We start from the raw sequence: 19,043 nt of genomic DNA, 5'->3' as shown, positions 1-19,043 counted from the left end.
ACTCATCGTCCACTTCTACTTCCGGAGTGGGCGATTATTTGGTTCCTTTATTTATTTCCGTAAACGGTGTTGTATTGAAGTTTTTAGAACCGTATAAATAGATTTCAGATGCCAGATTTCTTTTTGTAATCATTACGCTTATAATTGAATCAAAAAAGGAGCTATTATTAAATGCCGAGAGCCGTCCGTTTTATCTTTATTTTCATTACAGCACTATTGATTGGAAGTGGTGTCCGTATTTTAAAGGATGCTAATAATATTGATGGTGATGGAATGGGTATATCATTTTTAGGAATTAAAATTAATGATAGTGTTGCAATTACCCAGGTCCCTTATTATGCTTGGAGTATGATTGGATTGGGAATTCTTTTGTTTATCACTATTACTTACTTAAATTTTAAATTAATGAAGAAGACAGAAACGAAATAAAATAACAAACCCGCCAAAGTCAATTTTGGCGGGTTTTATGTTTAAATATGTTTTTTCACTTGTTTATCAATCCAGAATGTTCCAAACGGGACGAAAGAAAGGAAAATTGCCCATATCGCCCATAGGAATGACCATTTCGCTGTGAATTTTACAGCGGCCACTGCGATTACATATAACACAAACAATAGTCCATGAAGGGCTCCTACTATCGTAACAACTTCTGGAATTCCGGCCATATATTTCAGAGGCATAGCAATTAATAACAGAACAAGATAGGAAATACCTTCAGAAATGGCAAGCCAACGCAATGATAGTAAACTTTTTTTCAATTCATTTTCCTCCAGAAATAAAAAATTTCCCCTTTGTTTCTTCTTAAAAGTATATCACAATTTGAAATCATATCCCTTACGATAAACATTACATTATGTACTTTTCATGTCAGTGAGAGTCCTATTCTACATTAAGTGAAGGAAGGTAATCGACCCATTGAGTGGCAAGACGGAAACACATATCCAGTGTTAAAAATCGAGGTACGCTCGTATTCACATCCATACTATACAGGCAAACAAAAATTTGCAGATAAGGGTGGAAGAGTAGATCGATTCAATAAGAAATATAATTTACAAGGATAGCAAAAAGCTGTAGATAGATGGAACATAATTCATTTAGCTATCAACAGCTATATTTTTTAGAACAGAAATTATTTTGTTGACGAACTCAAACTATCATACTATAATTTCGAGTATTATATTTAAATAACTTAATTACTTTACAGCGTTGAAGAGAACTTATTAAGCCAGTCTCCCTGTTATAAGAGAGTCAGTGGATGGTGTGAACTGATACAAAGACTAGGTGAATTTCAATCTTGGAGCTGTTCTTCAAAGAAAAGTACTTTTAGCTTTTCTATGAAGACGGGAAATCGTTAACTTACTAAGCGGGAAGATATATGAATTCTTCCAATTAGGGTGGTACCGCGTGTTCAAGCCACGTCCCTATTCTTTTTAGAATAGGGATGTGGCTTTTTTATTTTTAGCGACAAGAAAGGAAGGGAAAGCGATGGAAAAGGAACAATGGTCTTCTAGACTAGGTTTTATCCTAGCAGCTGCTGGTTCAGCTATCGGGGTAGGTGCCATTTGGAAATTGCCTTATGTAACAGGTGTGAGTGGAGGAGGAGCGTTCTTTCTACTATTCATTCTGTTTTCAATATTCGTTGGTCTTCCCCTTTTGTTAGCAGAGTTTGTCATAGGCCGTAGTACTGGGAAAGAAGCAATACGTGCTTATCAAGCCATTGCGCCGAATTCAAATTGGCATTGGATTGGATTACTTGGGGTTATCACCTGTTTCATTCTATTATCTTTTTATAGTGTCATCGGTGGATGGATTGTTATTTATTTTATTAAAGGGTTATATGGTGGATTGATACAGGAAGGTGCGAATTATGGTCAATTGTTCGAATCAACTATTAGTAGTTCATGGGTAGTTATCGGAGCTCAAGGTGCCTTTTTACTGATTACGATTCTAGTGGTAGCTAAAGGGGTACAAGCTGGCATTGAACGGGCAAGCAAGTTGATGATGCCTGCACTTTTCATCTTGTTTATTGTTTTGATTGTCCGATCTTTGACTTTAGACAATGCACTAGAGGGAGTAAAGTTCTTTCTGGCTCCTAGTTTTTCAAGTATTACATCAGAGAGTATCTTATTTGCCATGGGGCAATCTTTCTTCTCCTTAAGTGTAGGGGTTTCTGTCATGGTAACGTACAGCTCTTATTTATCGAAAAAAGAAAGCTTAATCCAGCCTGCCCTATCTGTGGTATGGATGAATCTATTAATTGCTATGCTTGCTGGACTTGCGATTTTTCCAGCCGTGTTTTCTTTAGGGTTAGAACCAACAGCAGGTCCAGGGTTATTATTTATAGTGTTGCCTTCAGTGTTTGGGAAAATTGTATTTGGTGAACTATTTTTGGTATTATTCTTGGCACTGTTTTTATTCGCGACGTTGACGTCAGCATTTTCAATGTTGGAAATTGTAGTAGCCTCCCTTGTGAAAGGAAAAAAGGAAAAACGTGTAGCCTATTCATGGATTACAGGAATCCTAATTTTTATTTTAGGCATTCCATCGGCATTGTCTTATAGTGTATTAGGGGACTTCCTCTTATTTGAAAAGAGCATTTTTGATGTAGCAGATTTTCTTGTAAGTAACATCCTTATGCCGATTGGTGCATTGTTCATATCTATTTTTGTCCCTTTAAAAGTAAAAAAATCAGCTTTAAAAGAGGAATTGCTTCGAAACTCTAAAGTAGGAAATGTATTCTTTTCAGTGTGGTATTACATCATGAGATATGTGGTACCACTAGTAATCATCATCGTGTTTTTAGATTCGCTTGGTGTATTTAAATAGAATGGAGAGCCCAAAGTGGGAATTACTTCGATTATTGCTTTACAATTTTTAATTGGAATCATATTCATATTAATAGGCGTTTTAAAAAAGAAAAAAGTAGTTTGGCTATTGGGAATAATCCTTCTTATGGGTAGTTTAGGGTTAGCTTTCATGGTTTGGAATGCGTTGAGTTTTATGTAATATAGTCAGGGCGGACTCAATGAATATGGAGTCCGCCCGCTCTTTTTTGGGGTATTAAAAATAACTTACAACCGTCTCCGCTACAGCTTTACTTGATTGTGGATTTTGTCCTGTAATCAGATTTCCTTCCTTCTGAATATGGACTTGCCAATTGGGGGTCGCGATAAACTTGGCTCCTAATTCCTGTAGCTTTTCCTCTAGAAGGAAAGGCATGTATTCATCTAATTGCACCTCTCGTTCTTCTTCATTGGTAAACGCCGTTATTTGTTTACCAGAAACGAAAGGTGTGCCATCCTCATATTTTGCTTGAGCAAAGCAGGCCGGCCCATGACAAACAGATGCTATTAACTTATCTTTCTCCTCGAAATCCATGAGCAATTCAGTGAATTCAACACTATTGGCTAAGTCGAACATCGTTCCATGTCCACCAGGAATGAAGAGGACATCGTAATGGTCGGCAATTAATCCTTGTAATGGAATCGTTTGTTGGAGTTCTATCATGGCATCTTTAAAAGATTCGGAATCTCCTGATGAGAGACTATTAGGATCAAGAGGGACATTACCTCCCGTTAGGCTGGCTGTATCGATTTTATAGCCTTTTTGTTTGAAAATTTCATAAGGTATGGCATATTCCTCTAACCATAAGCCTGTGGAGATGTCTTTCGTGATACTGGAATGACTCGTTACAACAAACAATACTTGTCTACTCATTCTGCTTCACTCCTCTTCTTGATATCACAGTATGTAAAAAACATACTTCATTCTCATTCCACAGATGGATAAAGTATAAACATATATTAGTAGAATGATATAAGCAGCGGACCTTGGAGATTCCAGATCCGCTGTTATAAAAAGATAGTAAAAATAGTTTTTTCAAGTTAGAGCAGTGTCTAGCTTCAGCGCCCAGCGACTAGTGTGCTTCCTCCCCCTCCTTACGATAAGTCAACATCGAATCACTATCGTTCTTCGTATTTCCTTTATCTCATACGGGTCCGTCCAGCCCATACGTCGCTTAACGGGCGCTTCCGCTTTTCTTATTATTATTTGTAATCGTGGTCATCGAGTTTAGAGCGGTAATCCTCGTTCTCAGGAGTTGGGGTTTGACGATCGTAAAAATCTATATAGCCAGTATCCTCTGGTGAAGAAGGGTTGTTGCTAGATCGATTATTTTTCGGATCATTATCAAAATGATTGTTTTGTTTTTGAATTTCTCCACTTTTTGGTTTGTTATTTGTACCTTCTGGCTTAAATGAAGGACGTTTGTGTTTTGGTGGCATTGTTACTTTTGTGTTTTCGATTTTATGATCGAGCTTGTTTAAATACTTTGTTGCAAAATCCTTGCCGCCTAGTCCGAAAGCTAAACCGAAGGCTAGTGCAAGTCCACCAAGGATCAGGATAAAGGCAGCATTCACGATAGTGTCAGCAACACCTAGTTGATCCAATGCCATGAAGAAGGCAATGGCAATGATTGCATATTTTGCAATGGATGCAAGCAATGTGAAATGTTCCCCTGTGAACATACTCTTTAGAAGCTTTTGGACGAAGTTACCTACATATAATCCAACCGCTAAAATAATAAGCGCGGCAATTACATGTGGAAGGTAAGCAATCACACCTGTTGCGAGAGTAACTAAGAATTCTAGTTTAACGATATTTAGGGCTTGTACAACAAATAACAGAACTACGATAATCTGTGCGATATATCCTAATATGTCTGAAAGAGATGTAGTATTGGTCGAAGGATTTCCTTTATAACCGATCCCATTCATGACAGAATCCAACCCAACTCGTTTTAAGAAACCAGATACGAATTTCTTAACCATTTTACCAATCCAAAGGCCAGCAAGAATGAACAGAATAGCGATTATGATGTTTGGAATCATCGTCAAAATGTCGTTTAACATTGCGATAGCAGGTTCTGAGATTCCTTCGATGTTCAATCGCTCTAAAGCAGCAATGACCACGGGAATTAAAATTAGAACGAATACGATATTACCGATGATAGAAGATAAGGACGTACCTTCTATTAATTTTCCTAATCCCATTCGTTGAACAAACTTTTCTATACCGACACTTTGTAAGAAATTCGTTATGATGTCACGTACAAGTTTGGCTACAAACCAACCGATGAACAGAATAAGTGCTGCTCCAATCAAGTTAGGTATGAAGGCTAAAATGTCGTGAAGCATGCCAGTGAAGGGCCCAGCTACACCATCAATATCAAGTGCGGACAACACAGCTGGTAGGAAGATTAATAGGACAAGATAGAAAACGATATTGGCTACTTTATCAATAATGTTTTCGCTAGTTTCATGGGAATCTTCCATTTTTAGCTTTGAGAATAATCTATTAAAGCGAAGAGTTTTACCTGCTTTCTTAATGAGAAACTTTAAGGCGGAAGCGATTGCCCAGGCAAATAGTAAAATTAGGGCAGCCTTTAAAACTCTAGGAATAGCTGAAGTAATAGAAGAAAGCATATTCACGAAAGGTGCCGCTATAAAACTCATGCTCAACATGTTAAAGAACAATACGAAAACAAACACAAGTATTAAATAATAGATGATCTTACTGATGATCTTTTCTGATGTATATTTCCGATTAGTTCTTTGAGGGAAGAGTTTATTATCAAGGTTCGTTTTCTTAAGACCCTTTTCCACCACTTTTTCAATTAGTTTTGCTACCATCCACCCGATAAATAGGACGACAAGTGCCATTATTAAATCAGGAAGGTCGAGGGCGATACTGTTCCATCCATTCCAAAAATGATATCTTTCCAAATGAATCACTCCTTTTTAGTAGTCATGATTTATAAGGTGTATACCCGGGGATAAATGAGTTAAACGGCTTTTTATAAAACAAATAATTTTACTAGAATAAGAGTTTATTAGATTCTATTTAGGAAATAGTACAAGTTGGAGATTGCAGAATAATGATAAAGGATAGTATAGTTCGGATAGGGATACGTTTCGATATGTGGATGAAAGAGGGGTGTGTATGTGAAATTAGACCAACATGATAAAAAGATTATTGAGTTGTTGACGATGAACGGAAGAATGTCCTATGTCGATATCGGAAAAGAATTGAATTTATCAAGAGTGGCTGTGAGAGACAGGGTCAATCAACTGATTGAGCAAGGTGTGATAGAACGATTCACAGCAGTCATTAACTCTGAAAAGGTGGGTAAATCGGTATCTGCTTTTTTTGAAGTAGATTGCGAACCCGCGTATTTGGTTGAGGTAGCGGAAAAATTGGCGGACAACCCATGTGTGGCAAGCTGTTATCAAATGACAGGACCCAGCACATTACATATGCATGTTTTAGTGGATGATTTTACACATTTAGAAAAGTTCATTAACCATGAACTCTATGCATTTGAAGGGATTACGCGTGTCGAATCACATATTCTATTAAGAAGGTTTAAGAGTAGAAATGGGCTGAAACTATAAACTGTGGATAGAGAAAAAAATACGAGGCATAGGGACCTCGTTTTTTAAAATAAAGTTTTATCAGAATATTCCTTAAATTATCTTGGTCTTTTTTAAGGGAAATAGTATAATCTTGGTATCTCACTTTCGTTTGTAAAGGAAAAAGGTTAAATTTCCTTCTAAGTGTTTAAATGAATGGATTAATTTTATCTAATGTTAAGTATACATAGATTAAGGAGCTGGGAAAAATGACGGACTATTTACATCATCCATATGCACTACCGAGAAACAGTGTATTCGCCAGAAAAGGGATGGTTGCTACATCCCAACCTCTTGCTGCACAGGCTGGACTTGATATTCTAAAGAAAGGTGGGAATGCGATTGACGCAGCAATTGCTACAGCCGCGGCTCTTACTGTTGTTGAACCAACTTCCAATGGAATTGGTGGAGACGCTTTTGCACTAGTATGGGTCAATAAGCAGCTGTACGGGTTAAATGGCTCTGGACCTGCACCAAGAGGCATTTCCATAGATGCGCTAAAAGATAGAGGACATGAAAAGATGCCTGTTCATGGACTCATTCCTGTAACCGTACCTGGAGCACCTTCAGCATGGGTTGAGCTTTCAAAAAGGTTTGGGAAGCTGCCTTTAGCAGAGGCATTGGCACCAGCTATCCGATATGCGAGAGATGGTTATCCGATTAGTCCGATTTTAGGGAAGTACTGGGAATTCGCTTACAGAAGATATAAAGAAATTTTCAAAGGTGATGAATTCCAAGGCTGGTTTGAGACTTTCGCTCCAAATGGAAGGGCACCGAAAATTGGGGAGATGTGGAGTTCGCCAGATCATGCGAACACATTAGAAGCCATTGCCTTGACCGAGGGGGAGAGTTTTTACAAAGGAGAGCTGGCTTGGAAGATGGATGGATTTTCATCAAAACATGGTGGCTACTTAAACTATGATGATTTAGCCAATTTTAAAGCCGAATGGGTCGATCCGATTTCAGTAAATTATAGAGGCTATGATGTGTGGGAAATCCCACCTAATGGTCAGGGAATCGTTGCTCTAATGGCCTTAAATATCGCAAAAGGCTTCCAATTCAAAGAAAAAGATGTCACTGAAACGTATCATAAACAAATTGAGTCAATGAAGCTCGCGTTTACTGATGGAAAGGCCTATGTGACGGACCCTGCACATATGGAGATGAAGGTTCAGGAATTGCTTTCAGAGGAATATGGAGACCTTAGAAGAGCATTAATTGGGGAAAAAGCGATTCAACCTGAACCTTATAAACCTGTGACTTCCGGTACCGTATATCTTGCAACAGCGGATGAAGAAGGCAATATGGTTTCATTCATCCAAAGCAATTATATGGGATTCGGCTCAGGAGTGGTCGTCCCGGGTACAGGCATTGCTTTACAAAATCGAGGGCACGACTTTTCATTGGATCCTAGCCATCCAAATGCTTTGCAAGGAGGAAAAAAGACCTTCCATACAATCATTCCTGGTTTCTTGACGAAGGATAACGAAGCAGTAGGTCCATTTGGTGTAATGGGAGGATATATGCAACCACAAGGTCATATGCAGGTGGTCATGAATACAGTTGACTTTAATCTTCACCCACAGGCAGCCTTAGATGCGCCAAGATGGCAGTGGCTTGAGGGGAAGACTGTAAGCGTCGAACCACACTTCCCACTCCATATTGCACAAGCACTTTCCAGATTGGAGCACACCATTAAAATAGAGACTGACACAGGTAGCTTTGGCCGTGGGCAAATCATCTGGAGAGATCCAGAAAGTGGCGTGCTTATAGGAGGAACAGAAAGTCGTGCCGATGGTAGCATTGCTTCTTGGTGATCGGAGTAGAAAGAAGGTGCATCGATGAAATGGAAAGACTTGTTTTTTGCCTTTTTTCGTGTAGGTATGCTTGGGTACGGAGGCGGGCCATCTTCCATCCCTCTTGTGAAAAAGGAAGTAGTAGAACGTTATGCATGGATGGAAGAAGAAGAATTCTCTGATACCCTTGCGTTGGCCAACACTTTACCGGGACCCATTGGAACAAAGTTAGCTGGATATATTGGTTACCGCGTTAAAGGTTTGTCCGGCATGTTCATAGCATTGTTGGCATCCGTTCTCCCGACAGTCTTGATCATGATTTTTTTCTTAAGTCTTATCTCGAATTATAAAGAGAAGTCATGGGTCACGGGTATGACACAAGCGATCATTCCAGTTGTTGGCGCAATGCTAATAGCGATGACATGGGAGTTTGTTGATAAGTCTGCTTCTACTTTAGGATGGGTAAAAGCTCTTCTATTAATGGGCATCAGTCTAGTCTGTATTGAAATCCTTCATATCCCAGTGCCAGTATTTGTCCTTGCTGTGTTACTTATTGCGTTGTTGCTACCAGTAGGGAAAAAAGAAAGGGATGCAGCAAGTGTCCAGGAGGAACGCACATGATCTATTGGGATATTTTCTTAGCTTTTTTCATTCCAGGGATATTGGGGTACGGTGGTGGTCCAGCGAGCATTCCTCTCGTAAAGGAACAGGTTGTCGATGTATATGGTTGGATGACAGTATCCGAATTTAGTGAAATGTTAGCGGTCGGTAATGCACTTCCTGGACCTATCGCGACAAAGATGGCTGGCTATATTGGCTATCAACAAGGTGGGATTTTAGGAGCATCAGTTGGACTATTTGCTACCATTGCTCCTTCATTATTGCTCATGATTGGATTATTGGCTTTAATCATGAAGTATAAGGACTCACCGAGAGTGAAGCGCTTAAGCATTGCCATTCGTCCTACCATCGCTATTTTACTAGGGACGATGGCATTTCATTTTTTCGCTGAATCTTATTTTAACATTTCCTTATTCCATACTATCTTGATTGGGTTCGTTAGCTACGTTTTAATGGAATTCATGAAGGTGAATCCCGTTTATGTAATCATAGGTTCGGTCATATATGGTGCTATATTGCTTGGATAGGATTAAGGCCAACCCTCTTCAGATTGTCGACAAAAGGTATCGAGAGTACGCTCTCTCGATACCTTTTGTCATTTTTGATATGTATATGAATTGCAGGAGAAAAGGTTGCTTTCCGCTCCAGACGCTTGCTTTCCGGGGGGCGTTCGCCGAGCCTCCTCGTCGCTACCGCTCCTGTGGGGTCTCGCCTGTAACGCTAATCCCCCAGGAGTCAAGCGCCTTCCGCTACAATCAACCAGTATCCTTGAATTCTCAAGTCAAAAACCTGTTAATTAAGGCTATATGAATCTTACTCAAGCAACTTTCCATGTCCAAGTTTCTAGTTTCTTTAAATTCATGGATGCAAAAGTCTTGATTGATTTATGGTCATCATCGTTTATCACCTCAAAATTATGTACAAGCACAGTTGATTGGAGAGGAGGGCGACGACTCCTGCGGGAAAAGCGTGAGACTTGAGACCCCGCACGAAGCGTAGCGAAGGAGGAGGCTCAAGCCACGCCCGCGGAAAGCGTTCGCCCGGATCGGAAATCAACTTCTAGTTCTAAGCTCTCTTTTTTTATGGCTAACTGAGTTTCGTCGAAATTCGGTAAAGGAACAATTTTCAATCGTATTTCAGCGATAGCGAAAGTATTTTAATGCTATTGTATTTTAAGAATATCCCCAATCGTTCATTAAATAATTAAATATGGTCCTTAAAAAAAAGGAAATGATTCGTTTTTCATTTGTAATTAACGTAGTTTTTTAAGAGAATGGTAGTAATTGAGAATTTTTCTACTAGGTGTCATACATAAAGGGGGATTGGCAATGACCTTGCAGATTCAGCTTGTAAAGGGTTTGTTTCAAAAAAGTGTATACAAACACCAATTACAGAAGGCTGAAGCATTTACCGGGTATAAAAGAAAACTGATTGGATTATTTCTATTAAGTATTGCTGTTTTTGCATTGAATGGGTTATTTGGAATTGGTTCAGAGGCAATTTCAAAAGAGTGGAGTACATTGAAAGATTCAGAATTTGAGGCTAGGAAACAATTATTTCTGATGGGACGAATGATTTCAGGATTAGTGTTCCCAACGGTATTCATTTTTTTATCGGCTTTAATTTTTTGGACAATCTTTGAAGTGGAATATAAAAAGTTAGTTGTAATCCAAATGCTTGCATTTTGCATCAGTTTATTAGAACAGGCTATTCAAATACCCATCTTTATCGGATTGGAAATTAATCATCTATCCAATCCACTATCCTTAGGAGTGATAGCCCAGTACGTAACGAAGCACTCATTAGTGATCCAATTTTTTAGCGGTATCACTGTTTTTCAAGTGCTAATCATTTCATTTATTACTAGTTATCTATCTTATTTATCAGAAAGAACATGGGGTTTTACAGTAATTGTAGTTAGTTTGCTATATATGTTCTATTGGTTCGTATCAGCGTTTCTAGGTTATGTGAACATCGGAATGCTCTTTTAAATAAAGTATGAAGGGAGGGTGTACATTGAATAGATGGAGAATTACAGGGATGATCCTATTTTGTGTTTTGCTTATAGCGGTGAATCTCTATTTATTGCTTAAGAAAGACAGCGTGGCACATCGTGTAGCATATATTAAAGAGTGGTGGCAGGTCGAAAAAGGCAATGTAACGGAAAAATTTCAGACAAAAGGCGTGGTTATACCTCATACGACGGTTCCTATTTCGGTGGATCCAGATAAGGGTGTGTTGGAAACCATATTGGTTGGTGAAGGTGATCTCATATCACCCGGGACGCCTTTATATACTTTTTCTTCAGACAAGCTAGAAGAAGAAAAAAAGGAATTAGAATCAACGAAGCTCCAACTTCAAGGTGAGATTGATAGTGTGGAGGCCCATTTATCCAAATTGGAATCATATCAATCGTCTCTTACCTTCCCTGCTTCTGAAACTAATGATCAGAATCAAAATAATCAGAATCAAAATGATCAGAATCAAAATAATGAAGCTGCCACTCTCATGGAAACAGCTACTCAAATAGAACGTGATATATATGAGGAGGAGCAGGAGCGTGACCGTCTCCAGCAGAAGCTACAAAAAATAGAGACTGAGCTAAGTGATTTACAAGCAAAAGAAGCGGATTTGACCGTTACAAGTCAAATCGAGGGATATGTCGTAGAGGTCGATCAATCACTAACCAATCCTATTATTACTATAGCCTCTACTAATCTTGCAGTGAAAGGTCAATTAACAGAAGTACAGAGGGCTAAAATGGTTCAGAACCTTGCAGTCAGCTATGAATCGCCTCTGCTAAAAAAACCAGTAAAAGGGATGGTACTTTCTGTTTCTTCCTACCCTGAAAAAGAACCATCCATAGAAGATGAAACCATTTATTCCTTTATTTCAGATTTGAAAATTAACAAGGACGACCTTTACCCAGGATCAAAAGTAAATGTATCAGTGGTTGTCAAAGAAGCAAAAGACGTTGTGTTTCTTCCTAAATCCTATATAAAAAAAGGCAAGCAAGGATTGGTCTATGCACTTGATGATAAAGGATATATTGTGCAGAACAGGATCGAAAAAGGAATTTCGTCCATAGGGAAAATAGAGGTGAAAAAGGGAGTGAAGGAGGGTGACCGGATTGTAAAGGAGCCTCAAGAAATTTGGTCTAGTCAAGTTCCTGTCATTACACCTCTACAAGACTCTAATCTAATGGTAGAGCAAATTAAAAAAATGACTAAAACCCAATGGGCAAAGTATATTGCTATTGGAATGTTGGATAAATAGAAAAGAAAAAAGGTTATCTTCAGGGATAACCTTTTTTACGTTATTTTTGCAAAATCGTTTGTGCATCTTTCCATCCTAATGCAATCTCATTAGCATTCCATTCTTCTATTAGCTCTATATCGACTTTCTCTGGGTAAAAACTTTCATAGAAAGCACGTGATGGATTTTCTTCAAGAACCCAAACCATAATAGAATCTAGACCATTCTCTTGTAGGGAAGACACAAGTGTTTGCATTAATTTTTTGCCAATCCCTTTTTTCTGATGTTCTTGAAGGAGATAAAGTGTATAGACTTCCCCTAAATAATCATATTTTTTTGTTCTTTCAGGTCCACCGTTAGAGAACCCTATAATTTCTCCGTCTAGCTCGGCAACAAAAGTATAGACTGGACTATTTTCTTGACTTAAAACCGATTTCCACAATTCTTCTCTAGCCTCGTAAGACAGATTATTAAGCGCAGAATCAGGAACGATTCCCTTATAGGTCGTTTTCCAGGAATCCACATGTACCTTAGCCATTCCTTTGATATCATCTATACTTGCAGCTCGTATTAACATAAGGATACCTCGTATTCATAATTTTCTATATATTGTAACAAAAATTGGAAAATGCGAAAATAGTAATGAATAAAAAGAGAAGAACCTAGCCATTCAATTAAGAATGTGCGAAGGTCATTAATAAATTCTGATTAATTAATATAAAGTTGTATACAGTAGGGGGGTATAGTAATATTATATTTGTAGGGAGGTTATAAAATGAATGAAGGTAACCTAAATCCATTAAATCATGAAGAAGAGAACTGTTGCTCTACGAATGAGCGTAAAAGTCACCATTCTGAAAAGGTGAAAAAAAATCTTATCACACGATTAAATCGAGTGGAAGGGCAAATCCGCGGCATTAAAGGTATGGTCGAAAAGGATGTTTATTGCGATGATATCATCACTCAAATCTCTGCAACCCAATCTGCTTTGAATAGTGTAGCTAAATTGTTGCTTGAAGGACATATGAAAAGCTGCATAGTTGAACGCATTCAAGATGGAGATATGGAAGCGTTAGATGAAATACTAGTGACGATTGATCGCTTAATTAAAAAATAAGATTGATTTAGTATGGAGGTAAATGATAAATGGAAAAGGCTTTATTATCTGTTCAAGGCATGTCTTGTGGCCATTGTGTAAAGGCAATCGAAGGTAGTGTAGGGAAGCTCGATGGAGTAAAGACTGTTGAGGTAAATTTAGGTGAAGCAAAGGTTAATGTAGAATTTGATGCAGCTGTCGTTACATTAGAAACTATCAAAGAGACGATTGATGATCAAGGATATGATGTTCAATAATATTTAGATGAATATAAATAATAAGGACTCTGTCTAACGTAGTAAACCAATCGGTGTGGCTATGTTTAATGGAGTTTTTTATTGTTTTAAAATAATAATAAATTATTTCAATAAAGATTTCGATTTGTTAATTTTCAATGTGTTTTTTTGGTACAATAAGGGTAACTTTTAACGGATAAGGGCTTGGGGGTAGGGCAAGACATGAGAAACAATCAACGAGATATTCTCTATTTACATTTACACGCTTCAGAACGATTTGTACTATCTAGCGGTTTTGAGTTCTATGAATTTGCCCTATCGGCCCCAGAGCCATTAACAAATTTGCTGTTATTAAAGCATAAATATGAAGACGGCGATTTCAATATGAATACTCTATTGGAATATGTAACACAAGAAAGCTTGCCTCACCTGCTTAAAGAAGATGTACATGCCTACGGGGATTTTTGTTGGATAGATTTCGAGGATGAAATCGGGCTGGATGAGCTTGAAGGGAAAGAGATTGCGGACCTTCTTTATCTAGGGCATTGTAAGACGCATCTTCAACCACCTTTTTTCCGGAAGTTAAATAACCAGTATGTGTATCTCGCTCACGATGATGGTTGGTTTAATAAAATTTACTACAGGTCGTTAGATCATTATTTTTATATGCTTGGTAAATTGGTACCCTTTAAAATGGATAGTTTGAAAATTGAAAGAACCTGGCTAGGGATCAAGAAAAGAAATGAATACCCAGATATGCCTGTGGAAACGTTGATGAGGCTATCCCATTTGATGACCGAGGGTATGGCCGTTTCTTTCAAGCACATTCAACAAACAAGAAATCGGATGGAAATTCCAATATGGGTAGTGGGTGACTTCTTCAACATGGATGATATGATGGATCGGTTCGAAGAAAATAAATCCCAGCTTCCAGACGCGAAAATTATCTATCAACGAAAGACGAAAGAATGGTCTATTGTTCTTAAATAGTGAGATATGGAGAGCCTTGCAGCATTTGATTCTGCAAGGCTCTTTCTTATCCATGTATAATGGATAGTTTCTTGGGCGGCATCTTTACTTCCTGTGCCGCTTGATGAATCTACAAAGAGTAGGACATTTCCAACCCTAAGTCATGTTGACGATGATTCCTAACATGAATGGATTGTAATAGAATAAACAACATTAATCGATTTTTTACTAATGTCTTTGCGTTCATTTAGATAGAATTTTTATGTAGCCCATCGAAAAATGTTACCTACAGGGTGTTCGGTCTAGCATATGGTTTCATATAGTAAAAGGTGGGAATGGATAGGTAAGTCATCCCATTTATACGTATGAGTGCAAATGAGGACCCTTCTTAGATATGTAAAATAGAGTATTTGTACAGATTAACGTTTTATTAGTAAAGTGATACAATAAAGGGGTACTGATTATTGGAGGGTATACAATGAAAACAAGAATTGGCCTACTATATGGTGGTAAATCCGCAGAACATAAGGTATCATTACAGACTGCTTTGGCAGTTAATAAAGCATTGGACTTTGAGAAATTTGAAATACATCCGATTTATATCAACACTGAGGGTCAGTGGATTACAGGACCTCAGCTTACCGGACCAGCGAGCACAGTTGAAGAATTAATATACACTTCTAATGTGACAGGTTTATCCGCGGTTCAAACTCAATTATTACCTGTTCAACAAAAAGATGAGCCAAGTGGCTTTGATGTTATATTCCCATTATTACACGGACCAAATGGTGAGGACGGTACTGTCCAAGGCATGCTGGAAATCTTGAATTTACCTTACGTAGGAAACGGAGTATTGGCTTCTTCAGCCGGGATGGATAAAGTCATCATGAAGAATATCTTCGCCCAAGCTGGATTACCTCAGGTGAACTATGTTTGGTACATTCGTTCTGAATGGGAGAAAGATGAAGAAGCAGCTTATGAAAAGGTTGAAGAACAGCTTGGATACCCTTGCTTTGTAAAACCAGCGAACCTAGGTTCAAGTGTTGGTATTAGTAAATGTACGAACAAGGACGAGCTGAAGGCTGCATTCGTAGAAGCCTTCCAATTTGATCGAAAAATCATAATAGAAGAAGGCGTTACAGCTAGGGAAATCGAAATTGGAGTACTTGGAAATGATAATCCTGAATGTTCTGTTGCAGGAGAAATTGTACCAAAGAAAGCATTTTACGATTACAAGGCAAAGTACGAAGATGGAGATACAGGACTAATCATTCCGGCTGAACTTCCTGAAGGAGTTTACGAAGAGTTGCATGAGCTTGCAATCCGTGCTTTTAAAGCACTTGATTGCTCTGGATTAGTTAGAGCCGATTTCTTCCTAACTAAAGATGGAAAGCTATTTATGAACGAAGTGAATACAATGCCTGGTTTTACTCCATTCAGTATGTTCCCGTTATTATGGAAGCATACAGGTGTCGAGTATCCGGAGTTAATTGAAAAACTAGTCATGTTAGCAAAGGAAAGATATGACGAAAAACAAAAAATAAAGTATACGTTTTAGGAAATAGAGCAGAAGCTACAGTCAAATGAATTGACGATGCTTCTGCTCGTTTTGCAAAAAAAGCTAAATGGTTTACATATCGAATGGAGTGATGATCCCAATGATTAAACGAAGTCTTGAAGATGTTGCGAAAATGATCGGAATAACACTAGAAAAAAACTTGGATATTGAAATCCAAGGTGTCACGATTGATTCCCGCAAGGTTGAAAAAGGGAATTTATTTGTGCCATTCCCTGGAGGAAATGTAGACGGACATCAATATGTTGAAAAGGCGATTGCATCAGGAGCGGCTGCTGCTTTTTGGAAAAAGGATGTCCCTAATCCCCCATTACATCTGCCTATATTAATAGTAGAAGATCCTTTACTTGCCCTGCAGGAATTATCTAAGCGTTACTTAGAAGAGGTCAATCCAAAGGTTGTTGGCATTACAGGCAGCAATGGAAAGACAACAACGAAAGACATTACAGCGGCGTTACTTTCTACAACCTTTCGTGTTCATAAAACCAGTGGAAACTTTAATAACCATTTAGGTTTGCCTCTGACTATATTATCTATGCCATCTGATGTTGAAGTCGTCGTGCTTGAAATGGGTATGAGCGGAAAAGGAGAAATAGAGCTCCTTTCCACACTGGCTCAACCTGACATTGCCATCATCACTAACATTGGGGAAGCTCATTTATTAGACTTAGGCTCTCGTGAAGGAATTGCAGAGGCGAAGTTAGAAATTGTGAAAGGTCTGAAGCCTGAAGGTGCACTCGTATATCACGGTGATGAACCGCTCCTTCAAGAAAGAGTATCTTCACCAGGATTTAAGACACTCTCCTTCGGTTTGGAGCATGATAATAAAATGTATCCTTTGTCGATCCAAACGAGAGAAGAAGACACTTTGTTCAAGACGAATATGTATTCCGAGGATTTCATTCTGCCGGTCTTAGGTGCTCATAATGTATTGAATGCTATGGCCGCAATGTTAGTTGCGAATGAGCTTAGTGTCACCGTAGAACAAATGAAGGTTGGGTTACAGTCGGTAAAATTGACGAATATGCGGATGGAGATGCAAAAAGGGATCAATGGCGAGAAGGTCATTAATGATGCATACAATGCAAGCCCTTCTTCCATGAAAGCAGCCATGGATCTTGTAGCGGAATTAAAAGGATTTGAAAAGAAAATTCTAGTACTCGGAGACATGCTTGAACTCGGTCCAAACGAAGTAGAATTCCATAAAGATTTAGGAAAGCAAGTCCCATCCTCTGTAGATTTTCTATTTACATTTGGACGTTTAGGCAAGTCTATTGCGGAAGGGGCAGAAAATGTACTACCTAAGCAGAACATCATGCCTTTTGAAGACAAAGAGATCTTAATCACTGAACTTCAAAAACATGTCGGAAAAGATGTTCTTGTATTAGTGAAGGCGTCCAGAGGAATGGAGCTTGAGGAAGTAGTCCATGCATTGATTGGAAAAGAAACTGCCAAGTAATGAATAGTTTGAGCGGATAAATCGAACGTCAGTTGAGTTATCCGCTTTTTTATATGCATTGTGATAATAGTGGAAATAGGTATAATTTACTATATTTTCATAAAATTGTAATAATTTATTCAGTGATTTTTCTTGCCTGCGAGATATACTTGTGAAAAATAATAGTTCCACGAGTTGATCTGGAGGTAAAGTATGAGTAGTTGTCCCATTAAAACACTATTTTTAAGCAGGAATGATAATCAATATGTATCAAAACAAAATCTTGTTGCCAACAATGATTCGACAAACATCCACATACACTACCAAGAATTAATGAAAAGCAAAAAAGCACATCAGCTTAAATTTGTTGGTTTATCTGAAAAAGATATGATGAATCTTCTCAGGATGCGACCATTGATTGAAATGAATGCAGATAAAATTGTAAGTTCCTTTTATTCAAGATTATTGGAAATTCCTCATTTAACAGCCATCATCCAAGATAATTCCACAGTTGACAGATTAAAACAAACGTTGACCCGTTATGTTTTAGAAATGGTTTCTGGTGATATCGGAGAACAATATATCAATAGAAGGAAAATGATCGGTAAGGTCCACAATAGGATTGGTCTATTCCCTGAATGGTACATTGGAGCATACACTCTCCTTCAAAACGAAGTACTTCAAGTAATGACCTCATCAATAGAAAGTAAGGAGGTAATAGCTGAACTATATTTATCTTTCCAAAAATTATGCTCGTTTGATATGCAAATCGCAATCGAAACATACATAGAATCCTATACCGCGTCTATGCTAAAGTTAGGGGAGATTGAAGCGATCCAACACAGTCTAAACGATTCTTCTGCTAGATTGGCAGCAAGTGCAGAGGAAACAACTTCTTCAATAGAAGATAAAGAGGAATCAATTAAACAAATGATGGATGAAATTGAGTCTATTCAATCAATTTCTCAAAATATGATCGAGCAAGTAGAGGCTGGAAAGGTAAATGTAATTTCCTCTCATATTAAAGTGGATGGGATTGTCGATCTCATTCATTCAACTAAAAACATGACACTGGAGCTGACTGAGTGCTCCGTGCAAATTGGCCATGTAGTGAAATCCATTCGAGGTATCTCTATTCAGACCAATATCCTTTCATTGAATGCTGCCATTGAAGCGGCTAGAGCAGGGGAGCATGGGCGTGGGTTTTCAATAGTAGCACAAGAAGTACGGAAGCTCGCCCGCCAAACGGAGGAGGCGCTAGATCATATACAACAACAAATAGCTACTGTCCAAGAGACCATAGAAAAGTTTGATAAAAGTTTCCGTATCCTTGTAAATGACACAAGCCATTACAGGGAAATGAATGGTCGAATTATAGGGATTTTAGACAAATCAGTAGAAAGTGTAAAAAATAATGATTCAAGAATAAGTCAATTTGCAATGGCAATAAGCAATTTTAATAAAACGTTTGAAGATATTATGTTTGCTTCTTATGAAATTGCGAAGATGGCGGAGCACCTCAGTCATTTGAACATGGAGCTGACGGGGAAAATTAAGGCTTAATTTTTTGGTATCGGGGTATTAAA

At 38.2% G+C, this 19,043-nt stretch carries 19 protein-coding genes, 1 pseudogene and 1 other annotated feature; of the genes and pseudogenes, 16 read left to right on the top strand and 4 right to left on the bottom strand.

Annotated elements, in window-relative coordinates; genetic code table 11:
* Window positions 1-171 precede the first annotated feature (171 nt).
* Complete coding sequence (locus G3O09_RS15855) at window positions 172-429, top strand: hypothetical protein (RefSeq protein WP_163102458.1); 258 nt, start codon at window positions 172-174, stop codon at window positions 427-429.
* Window positions 430-470: 41 nt separating this feature from the next.
* Here the strand turns inward: G3O09_RS15855 and G3O09_RS15850 are convergent, their stop codons facing one another.
* Window positions 471-758 carry a DUF3817 domain-containing protein gene (locus tag G3O09_RS15850; RefSeq protein ID WP_163102457.1) on the bottom strand — a complete coding sequence of 96 codons (288 nt, stop codon included), beginning with the start codon at window positions 756-758 and terminating at the stop codon, window positions 471-473.
* A 138-nt stretch (window positions 759-896) separates the two neighbouring features.
* Here G3O09_RS15850 and rpmE point away from each other — a divergent pair.
* The 3 genes and pseudogenes from rpmE to G3O09_RS15835 form a co-directional block, all read left to right on the top strand.
* Window positions 897-1,061 (top strand): annotated as a pseudogene (gene rpmE, locus G3O09_RS15845) (50S ribosomal protein L31); the annotation flags it as partial.
* Window positions 1,062-1,197: 136 nt separating this feature from the next.
* Window positions 1,198-1,426: a binding site (T-box leader), on the top strand.
* Window positions 1,427-1,485: 59 nt separating this feature from the next.
* Window positions 1,486-2,826 (top strand): sodium-dependent transporter, encoded by a 1,341-nt coding sequence (locus tag G3O09_RS15840; RefSeq protein ID WP_163102455.1) that lies wholly within the window; start codon window positions 1,486-1,488, stop codon window positions 2,824-2,826.
* Between the two features lie 15 nt (window positions 2,827-2,841).
* On the top strand, window positions 2,842-3,006 hold the full coding sequence (locus G3O09_RS15835; protein WP_163102454.1) for a hypothetical protein: 165 nt from the start codon (window positions 2,842-2,844) through the stop codon (window positions 3,004-3,006).
* A 54-nt stretch (window positions 3,007-3,060) separates the two neighbouring features.
* On the opposite strand, the gene G3O09_RS15830 is transcribed toward G3O09_RS15835, so the two are convergent.
* The gene (locus G3O09_RS15830; protein ID WP_163102453.1) at window positions 3,061-3,717 is read right to left on the bottom strand and encodes a type 1 glutamine amidotransferase domain-containing protein; all 657 of its coding nucleotides are present in this window, start codon (window positions 3,715-3,717) and stop codon (window positions 3,061-3,063) included.
* A gap of 329 nt (window positions 3,718-4,046) precedes the next feature.
* The gene (locus tag G3O09_RS15825; RefSeq protein ID WP_163102452.1) at window positions 4,047-5,783 is read right to left on the bottom strand and encodes a mechanosensitive ion channel; all 1,737 of its coding nucleotides are present in this window, start codon (window positions 5,781-5,783) and stop codon (window positions 4,047-4,049) included.
* A 219-nt stretch (window positions 5,784-6,002) separates the two neighbouring features.
* On the opposite strand from G3O09_RS15825, the gene G3O09_RS15820 reads away from it, so the two are divergent.
* The 6 genes from G3O09_RS15820 (at window position 6,003) to G3O09_RS15795 (ending at window position 12,163) form a co-directional block, all read left to right on the top strand.
* Window positions 6,003-6,452: an Lrp/AsnC family transcriptional regulator gene (locus tag G3O09_RS15820; RefSeq protein ID WP_163102451.1), complete on the top strand. Its 450-nt coding sequence runs from the start codon at window positions 6,003-6,005 to the stop codon at window positions 6,450-6,452.
* A gap of 227 nt (window positions 6,453-6,679) precedes the next feature.
* The gene (locus G3O09_RS15815; protein ID WP_163102450.1) at window positions 6,680-8,287 is read left to right on the top strand and encodes a gamma-glutamyltransferase family protein; all 1,608 of its coding nucleotides are present in this window, start codon (window positions 6,680-6,682) and stop codon (window positions 8,285-8,287) included.
* A 24-nt stretch (window positions 8,288-8,311) separates the two neighbouring features.
* On the top strand, window positions 8,312-8,887 hold the full coding sequence (locus G3O09_RS15810) for a chromate transporter (protein ID WP_163102449.1): 576 nt from the start codon (window positions 8,312-8,314) through the stop codon (window positions 8,885-8,887).
* Window positions 8,884-9,414 (top strand): chromate transporter, encoded by a 531-nt coding sequence (locus tag G3O09_RS15805; RefSeq protein ID WP_163102448.1) that lies wholly within the window; start codon window positions 8,884-8,886, stop codon window positions 9,412-9,414. The genes G3O09_RS15810 and G3O09_RS15805 overlap by 4 nt, the downstream gene beginning before the upstream one ends.
* An 801-nt stretch (window positions 9,415-10,215) precedes the next feature.
* A complete protein-coding gene (locus G3O09_RS15800) occupies window positions 10,216-10,878 on the top strand; it encodes a hypothetical protein (protein ID WP_163102447.1) in 663 nt (220 codons plus the stop codon).
* Window positions 10,879-10,903: 25 nt separating this feature from the next.
* Window positions 10,904-12,163, top strand: coding sequence for an efflux RND transporter periplasmic adaptor subunit (locus G3O09_RS15795; RefSeq protein ID WP_163102446.1), 1,260 nt, complete (start codon window positions 10,904-10,906; stop codon window positions 12,161-12,163).
* Between the two features lie 40 nt (window positions 12,164-12,203).
* Here G3O09_RS15795 and G3O09_RS15790 read toward each other — a convergent pair whose 3' ends face one another.
* A complete protein-coding gene (locus G3O09_RS15790) occupies window positions 12,204-12,719 on the bottom strand; it encodes a GNAT family N-acetyltransferase (RefSeq protein WP_338048416.1) in 516 nt (171 codons plus the stop codon).
* A gap of 198 nt (window positions 12,720-12,917) precedes the next feature.
* On the opposite strand from G3O09_RS15790, the gene G3O09_RS15785 reads away from it, so the two are divergent.
* The 6 genes from G3O09_RS15785 (at window position 12,918) to G3O09_RS15760 (ending at window position 19,020) form a co-directional block, all read left to right on the top strand.
* A complete protein-coding gene (locus G3O09_RS15785) occupies window positions 12,918-13,259 on the top strand; it encodes a metal-sensitive transcriptional regulator (RefSeq protein ID WP_163102445.1) in 342 nt (113 codons plus the stop codon).
* A gap of 29 nt (window positions 13,260-13,288) precedes the next feature.
* The gene (copZ, locus tag G3O09_RS15780; protein ID WP_163102444.1) at window positions 13,289-13,495 is read left to right on the top strand and encodes a copper chaperone CopZ; all 207 of its coding nucleotides are present in this window, start codon (window positions 13,289-13,291) and stop codon (window positions 13,493-13,495) included.
* Between the two features lie 201 nt (window positions 13,496-13,696).
* Window positions 13,697-14,464, top strand: a complete 768-nt coding sequence (locus tag G3O09_RS15775) for a hypothetical protein (protein WP_163102443.1) — start codon at window positions 13,697-13,699, stop codon at window positions 14,462-14,464.
* Window positions 14,465-14,921: 457 nt separating this feature from the next.
* On the top strand, window positions 14,922-16,001 hold the full coding sequence (locus tag G3O09_RS15770) for a D-alanine--D-alanine ligase (protein WP_163102442.1): 1,080 nt from the start codon (window positions 14,922-14,924) through the stop codon (window positions 15,999-16,001).
* A gap of 100 nt (window positions 16,002-16,101) precedes the next feature.
* Complete coding sequence (locus tag G3O09_RS15765; RefSeq protein WP_163102441.1) at window positions 16,102-17,478, top strand: UDP-N-acetylmuramoyl-tripeptide--D-alanyl-D-alanine ligase; 1,377 nt, start codon at window positions 16,102-16,104, stop codon at window positions 17,476-17,478.
* A gap of 192 nt (window positions 17,479-17,670) precedes the next feature.
* A complete protein-coding gene (locus tag G3O09_RS15760) occupies window positions 17,671-19,020 on the top strand; it encodes a globin-coupled sensor protein (RefSeq protein WP_163102440.1) in 1,350 nt (449 codons plus the stop codon).
* The last annotated feature ends 23 nt before the right edge of the window (window positions 19,021-19,043 follow it).

Origin of the sequence: Peribacillus alkalitolerans (genome assembly GCF_010882125.1) — a bacterium.
Taxonomy (GTDB): Bacteria; Bacillota; Bacilli; order Bacillales; family DSM-1321; genus Bacillus_BN; species Bacillus_BN alkalitolerans.
The sequence above is the reverse complement of the archived record's forward strand: the minus strand, read 5'-3'. Positions and strand labels throughout refer to the sequence as shown.